We start from the raw sequence: 17045 nt of genomic DNA on the forward strand, positions 1-17045 counted from the left end.
GAAAGCGGGGCGTCGACTGACAGGTGCGCGGCAAGGCAACGCTGCTGCCCGTGGCGAGCGGGCATGCGGGGAGGGCGCAGGCTCAGCGTGGCGTGTGTGGCGGAGCGGGCCGGCCGTGGTCGGTGTCAGGGCGCGGGCTGCGGGGTGTGGCGCAGCGTGGCGGTGCCCTTGTCCTGGAAGGTGTGCGCCTCGGACACCTGCTTCTGGCCCGTCCATTCGGCCGTGGCGAAGATTTCGCCGCCTTGCGTGGTCCAGCCGTCGATTTTCATGCTGCGGCTGTTGCCGTCGCCATGGAGGAGAAGATAGTTGGAGACTGCATTTGTCGTGGGCCCCGCATATTGGTTGGGTTTCCCATGGCAAGAACCGCCGGATTGATTGTTCAACGGTTCGGCGGGCAGTTCGATTTCCATTCCGGTCACCTCGAAGCTGCCGCCACCCTCGTCGAGGGAGGCCGGTTCCACGACGACGTCCATCTTGAGAAACAGGCCGGCGCCGTTCCAGCCCGAAACCACGGCGGGAGTGCAGTTCCCGACGGCGCGAACCTCGGTGTCCCGGGATGTCATCGGCCCGCTGGAAGGAGCGAACGGAAGGTCGTGGTGCTCGCCAAGCAGCCGGTCGAGCTCGAGGGCAACCTCGGCGGTGAAGTCGGCCCCGTCCATGAACACCATCCCATCCCCTTCGGTGACATGGGTGAGCGTCGAATCGATTTTCAGGTCCAGGTCGAAGTGCAGGCATCCCTCGACCTGCTTCCTCATTTTTTCGAGAACCGGTGAATTGTCGATGCCAAACAACATGAGCTGCCTATCGAACCCCAGATAGGCCGGGGCGATGCGGTGGACGATGTGCTCGTTCACGCACATCTGGTATTCCTCGTCCATGCACTTGGGGGCGACGGTGTTCTCAAGCAGCTCGGCGGCCTGGTTGAGTGCTCCTCCTTCCTCTTCGTATCCGAGCAGTTCGCGCTGACGTGCATAGTCGAGCACGGTCATGATGGCCGAGCGCCCGGCCGCGCAGCTCTGGCCCGCGGCCTCCAGACGCGGGATGACGACTTCCTGGTCCATCTGCTCGAAGTACGGATCGAGCAGCGCATTGAGATTCACGGGTTCGCCGCGCAATTCGGCCTGCTGGGCCTCTTGCAGGACGGCTCGCATTTCGCTGGCGATCCGTTCTTCCGCCGAACCGCCGATCCGTTTGCGCGCCTCTTCCACATCGCCCATTAATCCCTTGGCTGCGCCATAGCCACTGAAGTGCGGCACCACGATCGCGATGCCTTCCGCCTTGAGCACCGGCTCGGCGAACACCAGCCGGGAATCCGAATAGGCATAGAGGATCTGCTCGTCGGCGGGGATGGGCACGGCCGGCTTGATGGCGAGCGTGGCCGGCACATCGAACACCAGGCCGGAAGGTTGCAGGTCCACGGTGACGTCGGTGCCCTTGCCGAATGGCAGCCCATCCAGCTTGATGACTGGCGTCATGGTGATCTGCGTGACCTGACGCAGGGAGTTGGCCGGAACGGTCAGGGTGAAGACGGTGCCGTCGGCAGTGGTCGCGCTGATGCTGCCGCCGGCGTAGCCGATGGTCTCGGTGATGGCGTGCGCTTCGTCCAGCGTCGGGGTGACCCGGATCGCATCCTCGTAGCCGCCGAGTTGGACCGGGCCGCCACCGCCACCCTTGCCAGGCGTGCAGCCGGCCAGCAGGCCCGCGACGCAGAGCACCGTGGCGATGACCGGCATGGCCCGGCAGGCCGCGGCGTGGAACAGGAGGCGGATCTGCATGGTCGTGCCCTTGCGCGTTGAATGGCCGGGCGGCGGCCCGCCCGGACCCGGTGCATCCGGGTACATCATCAACGTGATCAGGCGGCGGGAACTGACACTAGGGCAAGGCCAGGCAGAGGTCTGGCGCTGGGGACGCCAGGCAGGAGGCGAGGGGTTGGTCGTCGGCGTGGTCGCCGAGCGTGGCGACCAGTGCCGTCGGATCGGCGCCATCCAGGTGCGTGGCCAGCACCGACAACATCCACGGGCGCATCCAGTGGTTCAAGATGCCATCGGGCCGGTGCTGTTCGCGCAGTTCCGCTGCAATCTTCGATGCGCCCGCGTGGTCGCCGCGCAGCAGCAGGATCTCGGCGCCGGCGAGCGTATGTTCCATCGGCGGCGACATGCCGTCGGGCAGCGGGCATCGTGAGAGTTCGTGCGCGGCGACATCTATGTCGCCGGCGCGCAGATGGATCGAGGCGGCCAGCCCGCAGGCGGCGATGGCATCGGGGTGGGTCTCGCGCTTCCCGAGGGCGAACAGCGCGTTCGCGCGTTGGAGGTCTTCGAGCGCGCCGCGATGTTGACCCAGCGCTGCGCGCACGTAGGCGCGGCCGCGTATGCAGCGCTCCGTACCAATGCCCTTGTTGCCGCTGTCGATCAGGAGCGCGTTGCCGGTGTCGAACAGCGGCAGGGCCTCCTCGAAGCGTCCACGCTGCTGCAGGTACAAGGCCAGGTTGCAGCGGGTCATCGCCTTGAGTTCGACCGGGCGCTGGCGCGTTCGGTCGGCAACGGCAACAGCCTCCCTGGCCAGTGCTTCGGCACGCTCGAACATGCCGAGGCTGCGGAAGGTATGGGTGACGTCGGTCAGGGTGAAGGCGTAGCCGCCGCTGTCGTCGTCATAGATCTTGCGTGCGATGCGCAGGCGCTCTTCCTGGATCGGCAGCCGGACCCCGGGGTCGTGGCCCGGCGTGGCGAGTGCAATCGAAAGGCCGTTCAGCGCGTTGAGGTGGCGCAGCGAGTCTTCGAGTTCGGTGCCCTTGATTTCGTCGATGACGGCGCGGAACAGCGTCGCGGCCTGGGTCGGTTCCTCGGTCAGCAGGGTTTCCCCCAGCGAGATCCGGGCGCGAATGCGTTCGTTGGGCGGCGCGTCCCACCGTGCGTTGAGCGCCACGGTGCGCTCGATGTGTTCGCGCGCGGCCTTGCGGTCGCCCCGCTGCCGGGCGATGCGGCCCAGTTCCCAGTGCGCGCGCGAAAGCTCGCTCGCGGCGTTCCGTTCGTGCGGGGCAAGCAGGCGCAGCGCTTCCTTCAGGTCGGCTTCGGCGTCGTCGATGGCATCGAGGTTCGCGCGCACCGTGCCGGTCAGCAGCAGCACGTCGGCGGCGGCCAGTGGATCGCTGGAGGCAAGCGTTTCGCGCGCGTCGCGTGCGCTGGCGTCGACGATCTCCAGCGCATCGGGAACGCGGCCTTGCGCCGGGCGCGTGGAAATGAAGGCGTTGCCGAGAAAGTCGCGGACTGCTTCGGCACGCTGCGCCCGGTCGTGCGCATGTCCGGCTTCGCGTCGCGCGACGTCGGCCTGCCAGAGTGTCGCCCCCGCGCCCGCGCCGAGGGTGACGGCCAGCAGGCCCGCAGCCGCAACCCCGACCCTGTTGCGCAGCATGAACTTGCGCAGCCGGTAACCCGGCTTCGGCTTCTGCGCCAGCACCGGGTGGCCGTCGAGCCAGCGGTGCAGGTCGTCGGCCAGCGCCCCGGCGGACGGGTAGCGCTGCTCCGGCTCCTCGGCCAGGGCCTTGAGCAGGACCCGGTCGAGATCGTTCTTCAGCGGGACGTAGTGGCGGTGGTAGGTATCGTCGGCATTGCGTACCAGCAGCGAGGGTCGGGTGGTGTCGGTGCCGTCCGTCGCTGCCTGCGGCGTGCGGCCGGTCAGCAGCCGGTGCAGCAGCGCGCCCAGTCCGTAGACATCGACCGCCGTGCTCGGCGGATCGCCGCGCAACTGTTCGGGCGCGGCATAGCCGGGCGTGAGCGCGCGCCACAGGGTCTGCGTGCGTTCGCCCTCGACGTCGGTGAACTGGCCGATGCCGAAGTCGAGCAGGCGCACGTGTCCGCCCGCTTCCACCAGCACGTTGGACGGCTTGAGGTCGCGATGGACCACCAGGCTGCGGTGCGCCCAGGCCACCGCGCTGCAGACCTGCAGCGAGAGCTGCACGATCGCGCGCGCATCCAGCGCATGCGTATCGCACCAGCGGTCGATGCGCTCGCCCTCCACCAGCGGCATCGCCAGCCAGCAGGTGCCGTCCTCGGCCACGCCCGAATCGACCAGGGCGGTGATGTGGGGATGGTTGAGCCGGGCGAGGATCTCGGCCTCGCGCCGGAAACGTTCGCGCCCGTGCGCGCCGAGTGCCCCGAGGGTCAGGACCTTGAGCGCGGCCTGCTGTCGCGCCATGCCCTGGGTGCGCCAGCCGCGGTAGACCACGGCCATGCCGCCACGCCCGAGTTCGTCGTCCAGGGTCCAGTCGCCGAGGCGGCAACCGGCCAGGTTGCCCGCGCCCGGATCGAGCGAGGCCTTGGGATGACGATGCGCGGCGATCAACTTCTCGAGTCGTCGCCGCACCGGCGGTTCGGGCTGCTGCGCGGCAAGCCAGGCGTCGCGCTGGTCGTCGGGCAGGTCCAGCCAGTGGTCGAACAGCGCATCGGCCGCCTGCCAGTGCGCCAGTTGCTCAGGCTCCATCGCGATCCTCGTCCAGCATCGCCTGCAGGAAAGCACGCGCGCGTTCCCATTCGCGATAGACGGTGCGTTCCGAGCATTCGAGCACGCGGGCGATCTCGGCGAATTCGAGCCCGGCAAACCAGCGCAGCTCGACGATCTGGCGACGCTGCGGACTGATCGCCTCCAGCGCGTCCAGGCCCTGGTCCAGCGCAAGGACGTCGGTCGGCACCGGTGGCGCGCCGGGAATCGCATCGTCCAGGCTCACCAGGAGGTGCTCGCCGCCGCGCTTGACGGTGGCGTGCTGGCGCACGTGTTCGACCAGGATCCAGCGCATCGCGCGCGCCGAGGCAGCGAAAAAATGCTGGCGGTCGGCCAGCGGGAGCGCGGCGCCCTGGCTGATGCGCAGGTACAGCTCATGCACCAGCATGGTCGGGGTGAACGTGGATTCGCGGCCAGAAATGCGCGAATTGGCCAGTCGCCGGAGCTCGGGATACAGGGCCTCGAACACGGCACCGATCAGCGCGGGTTCGCCACTGCGTGCGCGCACCAGCAATTGCGTGATTTCGCTGTCCGCCACAGCCCGCCCCGATGGATCCACGGCCGACGCTAGCACCCGCTCCGGGGATGCGCAAACCGGCGCGCGCTTCGGGCCGGACAAGGCGCGATGTGCGCAGGGGCGCCGGCAAGCGCCGCCACTGCAAGCCGGCATGGTGCTGGCGCAGTGGCGGTGGCATCGGGTTTTTCCTGCATCGCGGTGCGCCGTGGCGCCTGCCGCTGCGCAGCGACGCCCGCTTCGGGCATCCTTTGCGCATGGATACGTCCCCTTCCGGCTGGGCTCGCCTGCGACGCTACACGTTGGCGCTCGCGGTGGCGTTGCTTGCCGTGTACGCGCTGTACCTCGTCGCGGGCAATGTGTTCCTGCGCTCGGACCTGGCGCGCGAGCTGGTCGGTCGCAAGCCCGGGACCTTCCGCATGGACTGGTCTTCGGCGCATACGCTGTGGCCCGGACGCGTCACCCTGGGCGATGTGCGGATGCAGGGGCAGGCCCGGCGCACGCAGTGGAGCGCGCAGGCAGGTCAGGTGCGCGGACGGATCGCGCTGTGGCCGCTGCTGCGCCGGGAAGTCCGCGTGCCCTGGCTAGAGGCCGAAGCGGTCACCGGTACGGTCGCCCGCGTCGACGAGGAGCTGCCACGACCGACCGGTGCGGTCTCTCGCGTCGACGTCGAACTGCCGCGACCGGTCGATGCGGTCGCTCCCGTCGACGTGGAGCTTCCACGGCCGACAGGTGCGGTGGCTCGCGCCGGCGTGGAATTGGCGCGGGCGGAGCCGCATGCCAGCGGCTGGACCTTGCGCATGGACCGTATCGCCAGCGACAGCGTGACAGGCGCCGACCTGTTCGGTTGGCACATCACCGGGAAGGGACGCGCCGAGGTGGGTTTCTCCAAGCAGTTCCGCGGTGGTTCGCTCGAGCTGTTCCCGTCCATGGCGCATTTCGAAAGCGCCAGCGTGCAGCGCGATGGCGGACAGTGGCTGGGCGATGCGCGCATCGACGCAGGGTTCGCCCTGGCCCCGCACCTGTCCAGCGCGCATCCCGGGCTGGGCAAGCTGCCCCTGCTTAGTGCCACGCTCGATCTGCAGGCAAGCACGGTCGCGCTGCAGGCGGTGCTTGGCGAGGACGGTCACTACCGGTTCGACGCAGTGCCCGGCATCGGCCGCCTCGAGGCGAAGCTGGCCCTGGACGACGGCGCGCTGCGCGAGGGCGATCGCCTGCGCGTGCATGCACCGCTGCGCTTCGTGGATGCGCAGGGCACCGCGCACGACAGCGCGCTGGACTTGACGCTCGATGTCGATCAATCCCTGCACCTGCGCGCGCAGGTGCCGCAGCAGCCCGGCCACGACACCTGGCTGGCAGCCGACCTGCGCATGCCCGGCACTGCGCTGCCGCTGCAGGACGCGCGCCAGCGACTGATGCAGTCAACCAGCACCGCGCGCGGACGCTGGCACGTGCCGTCGCTGGGCGGCCTGCTGGCGCTGTTCACCCAGGCCGACTGGCTGGCGCTGGATGGCAGTGGCACGGTCGAGGCGGACCTGCAGCTGGCCGATGGCCGCCTCGCCACCGGCAGCCGCCTGCACGTGCGCGAGGTGGAGGCGCGCGCCGATGTGCTCGGCAACCGCTTCAGCGGGCGCGCCCGCGCCGATGCCGTGATCGAGGCGGGCGAGGATGGAGTGCCGCGCTCGCGCGTGTCGCTGGCGATGGAGCGCTTCGACGCTGCGCCCGGCAGCACGCCGCAGCGGCCCTGGGTGTACGGCAACGACCTGCGCGTGGACGTGGAGTCCGACGCGCAGCTCGATCGCATGCGCGAGTCCCTGCAGGCGCGCGTGCGTTTCCAGAACGCGAGCGTCCCGGAGCTGGCGATGTTCAATCCCTACCTGCCCAATGATCGCGTCCGCTTTGCCGGTGGCAGCGGTCGCCTCAGCGGCGACCTGCGCGTGAATGGCGAGGGCGAGGTCGGCGAGGGCACGTTGCGCGTCGATGCGCGCAAGGCGCGGCTGTCGGTGGCGGGCCTGGCGCTCGACGGCGATGTGGTGATCGACGGGCGACTGCGTCGCGGCAGCCTGCAGCAGGGCAATTTCCACCTCGGCGGCACGCAGCTGCGCCTGCGCAACGTCGGCTTCCGCGAACGCGGCGGCCATGCGCGCCGCGGCTGGTGGGCCACGGTCGACCTGCAGGACGGACACGTGGCCTGGAGGCAGCCAGCCACCGCCGGGGGCAAGCTGCGCGCGCGCATGAAGGACCTGGATTTCCTGCTGGCAATGTTCGCCGACCGTGCCGACTATCCGGCCTGGATCGGTCGCGTCGTCGATGCCGGCGAGGTCAGCCTCGACGGTCGCTGGCTGTGGCAGGGCGACAAGCTGGTGCTCGACCGCATGCATGCGGCCAACCAGCGTTTCCAGGTCGACGCGCGGATGCGCCTGCAGGGCCAGCGGCGGCAGGGGGATCTTTACGCCAGGTGGGGCGTGCTGGGCGTGGGCGTCGAACTGACGGGCGAGCGCCCGAAGCTGCACCTGCGCAACGCGCGCGAGTGGTACGACGGCCGCCCGCATCTGCTGCCATGAGTGCGTGGGCGAACACCTGGTGGCTGTACCTGCTCGAATGCGGCGACGGCAGCTGGTACGCCGGCATCAGCAACGATCTCGACGCACGCCTGCGCGCGCATGCGGCGGGCAAGGGCGCGCGCTACACACGGGGCCGCGCGCCGCTGCGCCTGATCGCCAGTCGCGTTTATCCGGACCGGGCGACGGCGTCGCGTGCGGAGTGGCAACTGAAGCAGCTGCCGAAGGCGCGCAAGCTGGCGTTTTTCGAAGTGGAAGCCGATGTCGAAGCCGATGTGGAGGTCGACGTCGGTGTCGAAGCGGGGACCATCCCGAATTGCTGAGCCCAGAATCCCGTCATCCCGGCGAAAGCCGGGATCCATCTGCTCCTGACGTTTGACGCCCACTTCGGAAAATGGATGACCAGCCTTTCAGGCTGTTGTAAAGCGCTTCCGGCTTTCGCCGGGATGACGGCACTCGAAATGCCGCGGTGATTCACATGCCGCGTCGGCGCAGATGCCTCGTCGGCGCAAACGCCGCGTCAGCGCGGATGCCGCAATCAGCGGCCCTCCGCGGCAGTCCCCGGCTCGGCCTTCGCTCCGCGCGCGAACTTCGCGCGCATCCGCGCCAGCACCAGGAACGCTGCCGGCGTGGTGTACAGCGTCAGCCACTGGCTCACCAGCAGGCCGCCGACGATGGCCAGGCCCAGCGGGCGGCGCATTTCCCAGCCTTCGCCGCTCGACAGCACCAGCGGCAGCATGCCGAGCAGGGCGGCGAGCGAGGTCATCAGGATCGGGCGGAAGCGCAGCCTGGCCGCTTCCAGCATCGCAGCGTCCGCGGACAGGCCCCGTTCGCGCTGCGCGGCGAGCGCGAAGTCGACCATCAGGATGGTGTTCTTCATCACCACGCCGACCAGCAGGAACAGGCCCAGCAGCGAGATCAGGTCGAGCGCGCCGCCGAACAGCAGCAGCGCCAGCAGCGCGCCGATACCGGCTGATGGCAGGATCGACAGGATCGCCAGCGGCTGGATGTAGCTCTCGTACAGCACGCCCAGCACCAGGTAGACCGCCAGCACCGCGCCCAGAATCATCCACAGCTGGCGCTCGCGCATCTCCTGCAGGCTGCCGGCCTCCTCGCCCAGCCGCGCCTGCACCTCGTTGGGCAGCATGATCTGCGCCATCGCCTGGTCGATCGCCTCGACCGCCTCGCCCAGGGTGACCTCCGGCGCCAGCGCGAAGCTGACCCGGGTCGAGACGAACTGCTCGCGATGCTGGATGCGGTCGGGCGCCATGCCGTACTCCCAGCGGGCGAAGGCCGACAGCGGCACGCGTTGCCCGTCGCCGCCGATCGCGAACACCTGGTCGAGCGTCTCGGGCGTCTGCGTGTGGCGCGGATCGAGTTCCATCACCACGCGGTACTGGTTGAGGCTGTCGTAGAGCGTGGCCACCTGGCGCTGGCTGAAGGAGTTGTTGAGCACGGTGCCGATGGTGCGCATGTCCACGCCCAGCTGCGCGGCGGCGCTGCGGTCGATCTCCAGCGCGACCTGGCGCATGCCCTCGTCGCCGCCCGACTCCACGTCCACCAGCTGCGGCAGCGCCTCGAGCGCGTCGCGGATGCGCGGCGTCCACGCGCGCAGCGGCGCGCTGTCGTCGGCGAGCAGCTGCAGCTCGTAGTTGCCCTCGCCGCTGCCGCCACCGCCGCCGATGCGGATGTCCTGGTCCACCCACAGCCAAAGGTTGCCGCCGGGCAGCCTGGGCAGGTCCTCGCGCAGCCGGTCGATCACCTCGCGGCTGGACACGCCGCGCTCGGACAGCGGCTTCATCTGGATCATCACGTAGCCGTTGTTCACGCCGGTGCCACCGCCGAGGTAACCGGAGATCTCCTCGATCGCCGGGTCCGCCAGCAGGTACTCGCGATAGGTCTGGATCTTGGGCTGCATCACCTGGAACGACAGGCCGTCGTCGCCGCGCGCGAAGCCGCGCAGCTGGCCGGTGTCCTGCTCGGGCACGGTGCCCTTGGGCACCTTGGCGAACAGGAAGGCGTTGAACACGATGGCGCCGAGCAGGATCAGCAGCGCCACCGTGGTGTGCCGCAGCGTGCCGCGGAGTGAGCGCAGGTACAGGTCGCGCAGGCGATCGGAGACATGCGTGCCCAGGCGCTGCCACTTGGGCACGTCGGCGGTGCGGCGGTGGCCACCGAGCAGGCGCGCGCACAGCGTCGGCGTCAGGCTCAGCGACACCAGCAGCGAGACCGTCATCGCCGCGACCAGGGTCAGCGAGAACTCGCGGAACAGGCGCTCGACGAAGTCGTCCAGGAACAGGATCGAGACGAACACCACGCCCAGCGCGATGTTCATCGACAGCAGGGTGACGCCGACCTCGCCGGCGCCGCGCATCGCCGCGTCCCAGGGCTTGAGCCCGTTGTCGATATGGCGCGAGATGTTCTCCAGCACCACGATCGCATCGTCCACCACCAGCACCGCGGCCACGATCAGCGCCATCAGCGACATGGTGTTGAGCGAGAAGCCGGCCAGCCAGATGATCGCCAGCGCGCCGCACAGCGAGACCGGGATGGCCAGCGTCGGCACCAGCGCCGCGCGCCAGCTGCCCAGGAACGCCAGCACCACCAGCACCACCAGCGCGATGGCGAGCAACAGGGTGGTCTCGGCCTCTCCCAGGGTGGCGCGGATCACCGGCGAGCGGTCCATCACCAGCGTCATGTCGATGCCGGCCGGCAGCAGCGCCTGCAGCGCGTCCATCTGCGCGTGGATCGCGTCGACCGTGCGGATGATGTTGGCCCCGGGCTGGCGGCTGACCACCAGCAGCACCGCGTCGCGGTCGTTGTGGAAGCCGGCGGCATAGCGGTTCTCGGTGCCTTCGTTGACCTCGGCCACGTCGCGCAGGTGCACCGGGCGGCCGTTGCGCCAGGCGACGATCAGGCCGCGGTACTGGTCGGCGCTGCGCAGCTGCAGGCTGGCCTCGATCTGCCACTGGCGCTCGCCGCGCACCACGTGGCCGAGCGGACGCAGCGCGTTGGCGCTGCGGATCGCGCCGGCCACTTCGTCCAGGGCGATGCCGTACTGGTTGAGCGCATTCGGGTTGAGCGACACGCGCACCGCCGGCAGCGAACTGCCGCCGGCCTCGACCTGGCCGACGCCGGGGATCTGCGCGATCTTCTGCGCGATGATCGTCGAGGCGACGTCGTAGACCTGGCCCGGCGTGTGCGTGGCCGAACTCAGCGCCAGCGCCAGGATCGGCGCCTGCGAGGGATTGATCTTGCGGTACTGCGGCATGCCCGGCATGCCCGCCGGCAGCTGCGCGCGCGCGGCATTGAGCGCGGCCTGCACTTCGCGCGCGGCCTCGTCGACGTTGCGGTCGAGGCTGAACTGCAGGTCGATGCGGGTAGTGCCCTGGCCGCTGCTCGAGCTGATCCGGGTGATGCCGGGGATGGTGCCGAGCGCGCGCTCCAGCGGCGTGGCCACGGTGGCGGCCATCGACTCGGGGCTGGCGCCGGGCAGCGAGGCGCTGACCTGGATCGCCGGATAGTCGATCTGCGGCAGCGGCGCCACCGGCAGCATCCGGTAGGCGAGCATGCCCGCCAGCACCACCGCGACCGCCAGCAGGATCGTCGCGACCGGCCGCTCGATGAAGATGCGCGAAAGGTTGAGGCGCTGCGTGTCCATCAGCCCGCGGCCGGTTCGCCCGCGATCCCGGCAGATGCCTTGCCGTGCACCAGCCGGTCGAAGAACAGGTAGATCACCGGCGTCGTGAACAGGGTCAGCACCTGGCTCACCAGCAGCCCGCCGACCATCACCAGGCCCAGCGGCTGGCGCAGCTCGGCGCCCGAGCCGCTGGCCAGCATCATCGGGATGGCGGCGAACAGCGCCGCCAGCGTGGTCATCAGGATCGGCCGGAAGCGAAGCAGCGCGGCGCGGTGGATCGCCTGCTGCGGCGACAGGCCCTGTTCGCGCTCGGCCTCAAGCGCGAAGTCGACCATCATGATGCCGTTCTTCTTCACCAGCCCGATCAGCAGGATGATGCCGATCACCGCGATCAGGTCCAGGCTGCGCCCGGTCAGCAGCAGCGCGGCCAGCGCACCGACCGTGGCCGAGGGCAGGGTGGACAGGATCGTCACCGGGTGGATGAAGCTCTCGTAGAGCACCCCCAGCACGATGTACATCACCAGCACCGCGGCCAGCACCAGCCACAGCGTGCTCGAGAGCGAGTTGCGGAACGCCTGCGCGCCGCCCTGCAGCCGCAACTCGACCGATGTCGGCAAGCCGATCGCATCGCGCGCAGCCTCGATCTGCTCCACCGCCTCGCCCAGCGACGCGCCCGGCGCGAGGTTGAACGACACCATCGCCGCCGGAAACTGGCCGATATGGCTCACCAGCAGCGGCGCGGTGCGCGTGGACACGCGCGCGATACCCGACAGCGGCGTCTGTCCGCCGTCGGCCGTGGCCACGTAGATGCGTTCGATCGCCTCCGGCCCCAGCTGGAACTGCGCGTCGGCCTCGAGCACCACGCGGTACTGGTTGGACTGGGTGAAGATGGTCGAGATCTGGCGCTGGCCGAAGGCGTCGTACAGCGCGTCGGCGACATCTGAGGCCTGCACGCCCAGGCGCGCGGCGGCGTCGCGGTCGATGTCCACCCAGGCCTGCAGGCCGTCGTCCTGCAGGTCGCCGGCCACGTCGGCGAGCGCGCCGGTGCCGCGCAGGTGCTCGATCATGCGCGGCGCCCACGCAGACAGCGCGGCCTGGTCGGGGCTGGTCAACGCGAACTGGTATTGGCCGCGGCTCACCCGGTCCTCGATGCCCAGCTCCTGCACCGGCTGCAGGAACAGCGCGATGCCCGGCACCTGCGTCGCGCGCGCCTGCATCCGCTCGATGATCGCGTGCGCGCCGGCATCGCGCTGCGCATGCGGCTTGAGCTCGATCAGCAGGCGTCCGGTGTTGAGGGTGGGATTGTTGCCGTCCACGCCGATGAACGAGGACAGCGAGGCCACGTCCGGATCCTCGAGGATCGCATCGGCCAGCGCCTGCTGACGCTGCGCCATCGCCTGGAACGAAATCGAAGCCGGCGCCTGGCTGATGCCCTGGATCAGGCCCGCGTCCTGCGAGGGGAAGAAGCCCTTGGGCACGGCCAGGTACAGCAGCGCGGTCAGCACCAGGGTGGCGACGGTGATGCCGAGCATCAGCGGCTGCCGCGCCAGGGTCCAGTGCAGGGCGCGGTCGTAGGCGGCGATCACGCGGTCGAACATGTCGCCTTCCGCGCCGGCGGCCTGGGCATCGTCGCCCTCGGCGACGCCGTGGTCGCGGCCGGCCTTGAGGAAGCGCGCGCACAGCATCGGCGTGAGCGTGAGCGAGACCACCAGCGAGATCGCGATGGCGACCGCCAGCGTGATCGCGAACTCGTGGAACAGCCGGCCGACCACGTCGCCCATGAACAGCAGCGGGATCAGCACCGCGATCAGCGAAACGGTGAGCGAGATCAGGGTGAAGCCGATCTGGCGCGCGCCGTCGAGTGCAGCCTGCAGCCGGCTCTTGCCCTGCTCCATGTGGCGCGCGACGTTCTCCAGCATCACGATCGCGTCGTCGACCACGAAGCCGGTGGCGATGGTCAGCGCCATCAGGGTGAGGTTGTTGAGCGAGAAGCCGGCCAGCAGCATGAAGCCGAAGGTCGACACCAGCGACAGCGGCACCGCCAGGCTGGGGATGATCGTGGCCGGGATGGTGCGCAGGAACACGAACGTCACCAGCACCACCAGGCCGATCGCCATCAGCAGCTCGTGCTGCACGCCCTTGATCGAGGCGCGGATCGATTCGGTGCGGTCGCTGAGCACGGTCACCTCGACCGCGGCCGGCATCGCCGCGCGCAGCCGTGGCAGCAGCTCGTGGATGCCGTCGACCACCTCGATCACGTTGGCGCCCGGCTGGCGCTGGATGTTGACCAGGATCGCCGGCGTATCACCCGACCAGGCGGCGAGCTGACGGTTCTCGGCCCCCTGTTCGACGCTGGCCACGTCGCCCAGGCGCAGCGGCGCGCCATCGCGGAAGCTGATGACCAGGTCGCGGTATTCCTGCGCCGAACGCATCTGGTCGTTGGCGTCGAGCATGATCGCGCGGGTCGGGCCGTCGAAGCTGCCCTTGGGCATGTTGACGTTGGCCGCGGTGATCGCGGCGCGGATCTCGTCCATGCCCACGCCGGCCGAGGCCAGCGCCGACGGGTTGACCTGGATGCGCACCGCGGGGCGCTGGCCGCCGGCGATGCTCACCAGGCCCACGCCCGACAGCTGCGACAGGCGCTGCGCCATGCGCGTATCGACCAGATCGTAGACCTCGGGCAGGGCCATCGTCGGCGAGGTGATCGCCAGGGTGAGGATCGGCGTGTCGGCCGGGTTGACCTTGCGGTACACCGGCGGCATCGGCAGGTCATTGGGCAGGAAGCTGCTTGCGCTGTTGATCGCCGCCTGCACCTCCTGCTCGGCCACGCCCAGGTCGACTTCGAGCGCGAACTGCAGCGTGATCACCGATGCGCCGCCGGAGCTGGTCGACGACATCTGGTTGAGGCCGGGGATCTGGCCCAGCCGCCGCTCCAGCGGCGCGGTCACCGCGCTGGTGGTGACGGTGGGGCTGGCGCCGGGATACAGCGTGAGCACCTGGATGATCGGGTAGTCGACCTGCGGCAGCGCCGCGACCGGCAGCAGACGGTAGGCGAACAGGCCCGACAGCAGCAGCGCCAGCATCAGCAGCGTGGTCGCCACCGGCCGCAGGATGAACGGGCGCGAGAGGTTCATGCGGCGGGCCCGGCGTCCTGCGAGGGTGTGGTTTCATCGCCTGAGACGTCGGTCTCGACGACCTCGACCTTGGCGCCTTCGCTCAGGCGATCGATGCCTTCGAGCACCACGCGATCGCCGGCCTCGAGCCCCTCGAGCACGGCCACGCGGCCTTCGCTGCCCGCGCCCAGCACCACCGGCCGCACGCTGGCGGTGTCGTCGTCGTTGACCAGGTAGACATAGGTGCCCTGGTTGCCGAACTGCACCGCGGCGTCCGGGATCACCAGCGTCTCGTCGTCGTCCAGTTGCAGGCGCGCATTGACGAACTGGTTGGGGAACAGCGCGCCGTCGGCGTTGTCGAACAGGGCGCGCAGGCGCAGCGTGCCGGTCTCGGTGTCGATGCGGTTGTCGATGCTCGACAGCCGGCCGCTGGCGAGCACGTGGCGCTCGCTGCGGTCCCAGGCCTGCACCGGCAGCGCCGGGTTGCTGCGCGCGGCCTCGATCACCGAAGGCAGCACGTTTTCCGGCACCGAGAACAGCACGCTGATCGGACGCATCTGCGCGATGCTCGCGATGCCATCTTCGTCGCCGCTGCCCACCAGGTTGCCGGCGTCCACCGTGCGCAGGCCGACGCGGCCCGCCACCGGCGCCACGATGCGGGTGTACTGCAGCTGCAGCCTGGCCTCGTCGACCGCTGCCTGGTCGATCTCGCGGCGGCCCTCGAACTGGCGCACCTGCGCCTGCAGGTTGGCCACGTCCTGCGCCGACACGTACGCGCCTTGTGCCAGGTCGCGATAGCGCTGCAGCTGGATGCGCGCATTTTCCAGCTCGGCCAGGTTCTGCTTCTGCTGGCCCTGCGCCTGCGCAAGCTGGATGCGGAAGGATGCGGGGTCGATCTCGGCCAGCAGCGCGCCGGCTTCGACGTGCTGGCCTTCCTCGAACACCACGCGCAGCAGTTCGCCGTCCACGCGCGGGCGCACGGTCACCGACTTCAGCGGCGTCACCGTGCCCAACGCCTTGAGCTGGACGGCGAGCTGCTCGCGCGCGGCCACCACCACGCGCACCGGCGTCGGCGGGCGCTCGCCGTCGCGCCAGCCGCCGCGCCCGCCCTGGGGCGCGGGTTCGTCGCTGCCGAAGCCGCGCCACAGCAGCAGACCGGCAACGAGTACGGCAACGACGATGAGGACGGGTCTGGCGAGGCCTTTGAGGTTCATCCGGTATTCCGAAGGGCAGCGAAGCGACCGGCCGCCGGGGCGGTCGGGGGCAAAGGGGGAGGTAACGCATGCGCGGGCGAATGGATGACAGCGGCGCGATGCGAGGGCCGTCATGGTACAGACCGGACCGTGGCGGCCCCATGTCGAAAGTCATGGGGTGGCGCCGGATTCCGGTAGCAATCGACTTGGCCGCAGGCGCTCGCGTGGATGTGCTGCGCGGCTGTTGCAAATGACAGCAACGCGCGAGCGCCGCCGACGGCGCATGTGGGCGATGTCATCCGGACGTCATCAAGCGACCGGCAAGCGTCGCACGCCGGCTCTGCGCGGTATGGCGCAATGCACGATCCCTCTATAGTGCGCCGTTGCGCAGGTCACACCGATCGCCGATGCCTTCTTCCAAACCCGCCCGATCCACCATCGCCCTTGCCGCCGGCGGCACCGGCGGCCACCTGTTTCCGGCCGAAGCGCTGGCGCGAGAACTCATGGCGCGCGGGCACGACGTGGTGATCCATACCGAGCGTCGCGGCGCGCAGTACGCACAGGCGCTGGCCGGGATCCCGCACGTGGTGTTGCCGGCCAGCTCGCTCGAGGGCGGCGTCGCGGCAAAGGCCAGCGCGGCGCTGAGCATCCTGCGCGGCGTGCTGGCCTCGCGCACGGACCTGAAGCGGCGTGGCGCCGCGCTGATGGTCGGCTTTGGCGGCTATCCCAGCTTTGCGCCGGCGCTCGCAGCCCGGAGCCTGGGGCTGCCGCTGCTGCTGCACGAACAGGCCACGCGGCTGAGCAAGGCCAATGCGCAGCTGCTGCGCTTCGCCGCGGGACTGGCGACCTCGTTCCCGGTCGTGGCCGGCGCCGAGCGCTTCGATGCTTCGAAGATCGTCGAGACAGGCAATCCGGTGCGGCAGGCGATCCTGGCGGCGCGCGGCGACTATCCGGCCTTCGATGCGCAGGGGCCGCTGCGGCTGCTGGTGGTTGGCGGCAGCCAGAGTGCGGCGGTGTTCGGTCGGGTGGTGCCGCCGGCGCTGGCACTGCTGCCCGAACCCTTGCGCGCGCGCCTGCAGCTGTCGCTGCAGTACCGCGGCGAGGATGCCGACACGCTGGTCGCGCAGCTGCGCGACATCGGCATCGACGCCAGCGTGCGCCCGTTCTTCGACGACATGGGCGAGCGTCTGCGCGACGCGCATCTGGTCGTGACCCGCGCCGGCGCCACCACCGCGGCCGACCTGCTCACCATCGGCCGTCCCGCGATCTTCGTGCCCCTGCCGCACGGTGGCGCGCGCGAAGAGCAGCGGCGCAACGCGCAGACCCTGGCCGAAGCCGGCGTTGGCTGGCACATCCCGGAGGCCGAGCTGAGTCCGGACGTATTGGCCACGGCGCTGCGCGAGGCCTTCGAATCGCCCACGCGCCTGCCCGACGCCGCACGCGCGGCCGCGGCGCTCGGTCGCCCGGACGCGGCCAAGCGCCTGGCCGACGCGGTCGAACGCCTGCTGCGGTAGAAGTCCGGCCGCAACC

Annotated in this window: 9 protein-coding genes; 3 read left to right on the top strand and 6 right to left on the bottom strand. The window is 70.0% G+C overall.

Going from position 1 to position 17045, the window contains the following annotated elements:
• Window positions 1–125: 125 nt before the first annotated feature.
• The 3 genes from ACW5DW_RS01645 to ACW5DW_RS01655 form a co-directional block, all read right to left on the bottom strand.
• Window positions 126–1775 carry a hypothetical protein gene (locus tag ACW5DW_RS01645; RefSeq protein WP_457016929.1) on the bottom strand — a complete coding sequence of 550 codons (1650 nt, stop codon included), beginning with the start codon at window positions 1773–1775 and terminating at the stop codon, window positions 126–128.
• Between the two features lie 97 nt (window positions 1776–1872).
• Entirely contained in the window at window positions 1873–4476 is a 2604-nt protein-coding gene (locus ACW5DW_RS01650; RefSeq protein WP_457016931.1) for a protein kinase domain-containing protein, read from the bottom strand.
• A complete protein-coding gene (locus ACW5DW_RS01655) occupies window positions 4466–5068 on the bottom strand; it encodes an ECF-type sigma factor (RefSeq protein ID WP_457016933.1) in 603 nt (200 codons plus the stop codon). Before ACW5DW_RS01655 ends, ACW5DW_RS01650 begins: the two co-directional genes overlap by 11 nt.
• Before the next feature lie 197 nt (window positions 5069–5265).
• On the opposite strand from ACW5DW_RS01655, the gene ACW5DW_RS01660 reads away from it, so the two are divergent.
• Both ACW5DW_RS01660 and ACW5DW_RS01665 read left to right on the top strand, forming a co-directional pair.
• On the top strand, window positions 5266–7572 hold the full coding sequence (locus ACW5DW_RS01660) for a hypothetical protein (RefSeq protein WP_457016934.1): 2307 nt from the start codon (window positions 5266–5268) through the stop codon (window positions 7570–7572).
• The gene (locus ACW5DW_RS01665; protein WP_457016936.1) at window positions 7569–7892 is read left to right on the top strand and encodes a GIY-YIG nuclease family protein; all 324 of its coding nucleotides are present in this window, start codon (window positions 7569–7571) and stop codon (window positions 7890–7892) included. The genes ACW5DW_RS01660 and ACW5DW_RS01665 overlap by 4 nt, the downstream gene beginning before the upstream one ends.
• Before the next feature lie 215 nt (window positions 7893–8107).
• Here ACW5DW_RS01665 and ACW5DW_RS01670 read toward each other — a convergent pair whose 3' ends face one another.
• From ACW5DW_RS01670 to ACW5DW_RS01680, 3 genes are read right to left on the bottom strand one after another with little or no spacing between them, the layout of a single operon-like run.
• Window positions 8108–11230 carry an efflux RND transporter permease subunit gene (locus ACW5DW_RS01670; protein WP_457016937.1) on the bottom strand — a complete coding sequence of 1041 codons (3123 nt, stop codon included), beginning with the start codon at window positions 11228–11230 and terminating at the stop codon, window positions 8108–8110.
• A complete protein-coding gene (locus ACW5DW_RS01675; RefSeq protein ID WP_457016939.1) occupies window positions 11230–14343 on the bottom strand; it encodes a multidrug efflux RND transporter permease subunit in 3114 nt (1037 codons plus the stop codon). The genes ACW5DW_RS01670 and ACW5DW_RS01675 overlap by 1 nt, the downstream gene beginning before the upstream one ends.
• Window positions 14340–15536 (bottom strand): MdtA/MuxA family multidrug efflux RND transporter periplasmic adaptor subunit, encoded by a 1197-nt coding sequence (locus ACW5DW_RS01680; protein WP_457016940.1) that lies wholly within the window; start codon window positions 15534–15536, stop codon window positions 14340–14342. The genes ACW5DW_RS01675 and ACW5DW_RS01680 overlap by 4 nt, the downstream gene beginning before the upstream one ends.
• 386 nt (window positions 15537–15922) lie before the next feature.
• Between ACW5DW_RS01680 and ACW5DW_RS01685 the strand changes: the two genes are divergently transcribed.
• Entirely contained in the window at window positions 15923–17029 is a 1107-nt protein-coding gene (locus ACW5DW_RS01685) for a UDP-N-acetylglucosamine--N-acetylmuramyl-(pentapeptide) pyrophosphoryl-undecaprenol N-acetylglucosamine transferase (RefSeq protein WP_457016942.1), read from the top strand.
• Window positions 17030–17045: the final 16 nt, after the last annotated feature.

It is taken from the genome of Luteimonas sp. A482 (genome assembly GCF_054072655.1).

Excerpts from the sequence above, each read along its gene's own strand:
- ACW5DW_RS01645 (WP_457016929.1), bottom strand. The coding sequence starts at position 1,775 with ATGCAGATCCGCCTCCTGTTCCACGCCGCGGCCTGCCGGGCCATGCCG.
- ACW5DW_RS01650 (WP_457016931.1), bottom strand. The coding sequence starts at position 4,476 with ATGGAGCCTGAGCAACTGGCGCACTGGCAGGCGGCCGATGCGCTGTTC.
- ACW5DW_RS01660 (WP_457016934.1), top strand. The coding sequence starts at position 5,266 with ATGGATACGTCCCCTTCCGGCTGGGCTCGCCTGCGACGCTACACGTTG.
- ACW5DW_RS01665 (WP_457016936.1), top strand. The coding sequence starts at position 7,569 with ATGAGTGCGTGGGCGAACACCTGGTGGCTGTACCTGCTCGAATGCGGC.
- ACW5DW_RS01670 (WP_457016937.1), bottom strand. The coding sequence starts at position 11,230 with ATGGACACGCAGCGCCTCAACCTTTCGCGCATCTTCATCGAGCGGCCG.
- ACW5DW_RS01675 (WP_457016939.1), bottom strand. The coding sequence starts at position 14,343 with ATGAACCTCTCGCGCCCGTTCATCCTGCGGCCGGTGGCGACCACGCTG.
- ACW5DW_RS01680 (WP_457016940.1), bottom strand. The coding sequence starts at position 15,536 with ATGAACCTCAAAGGCCTCGCCAGACCCGTCCTCATCGTCGTTGCCGTA.
- ACW5DW_RS01685 (WP_457016942.1), top strand. The coding sequence starts at position 15,923 with ATGCCTTCTTCCAAACCCGCCCGATCCACCATCGCCCTTGCCGCCGGC.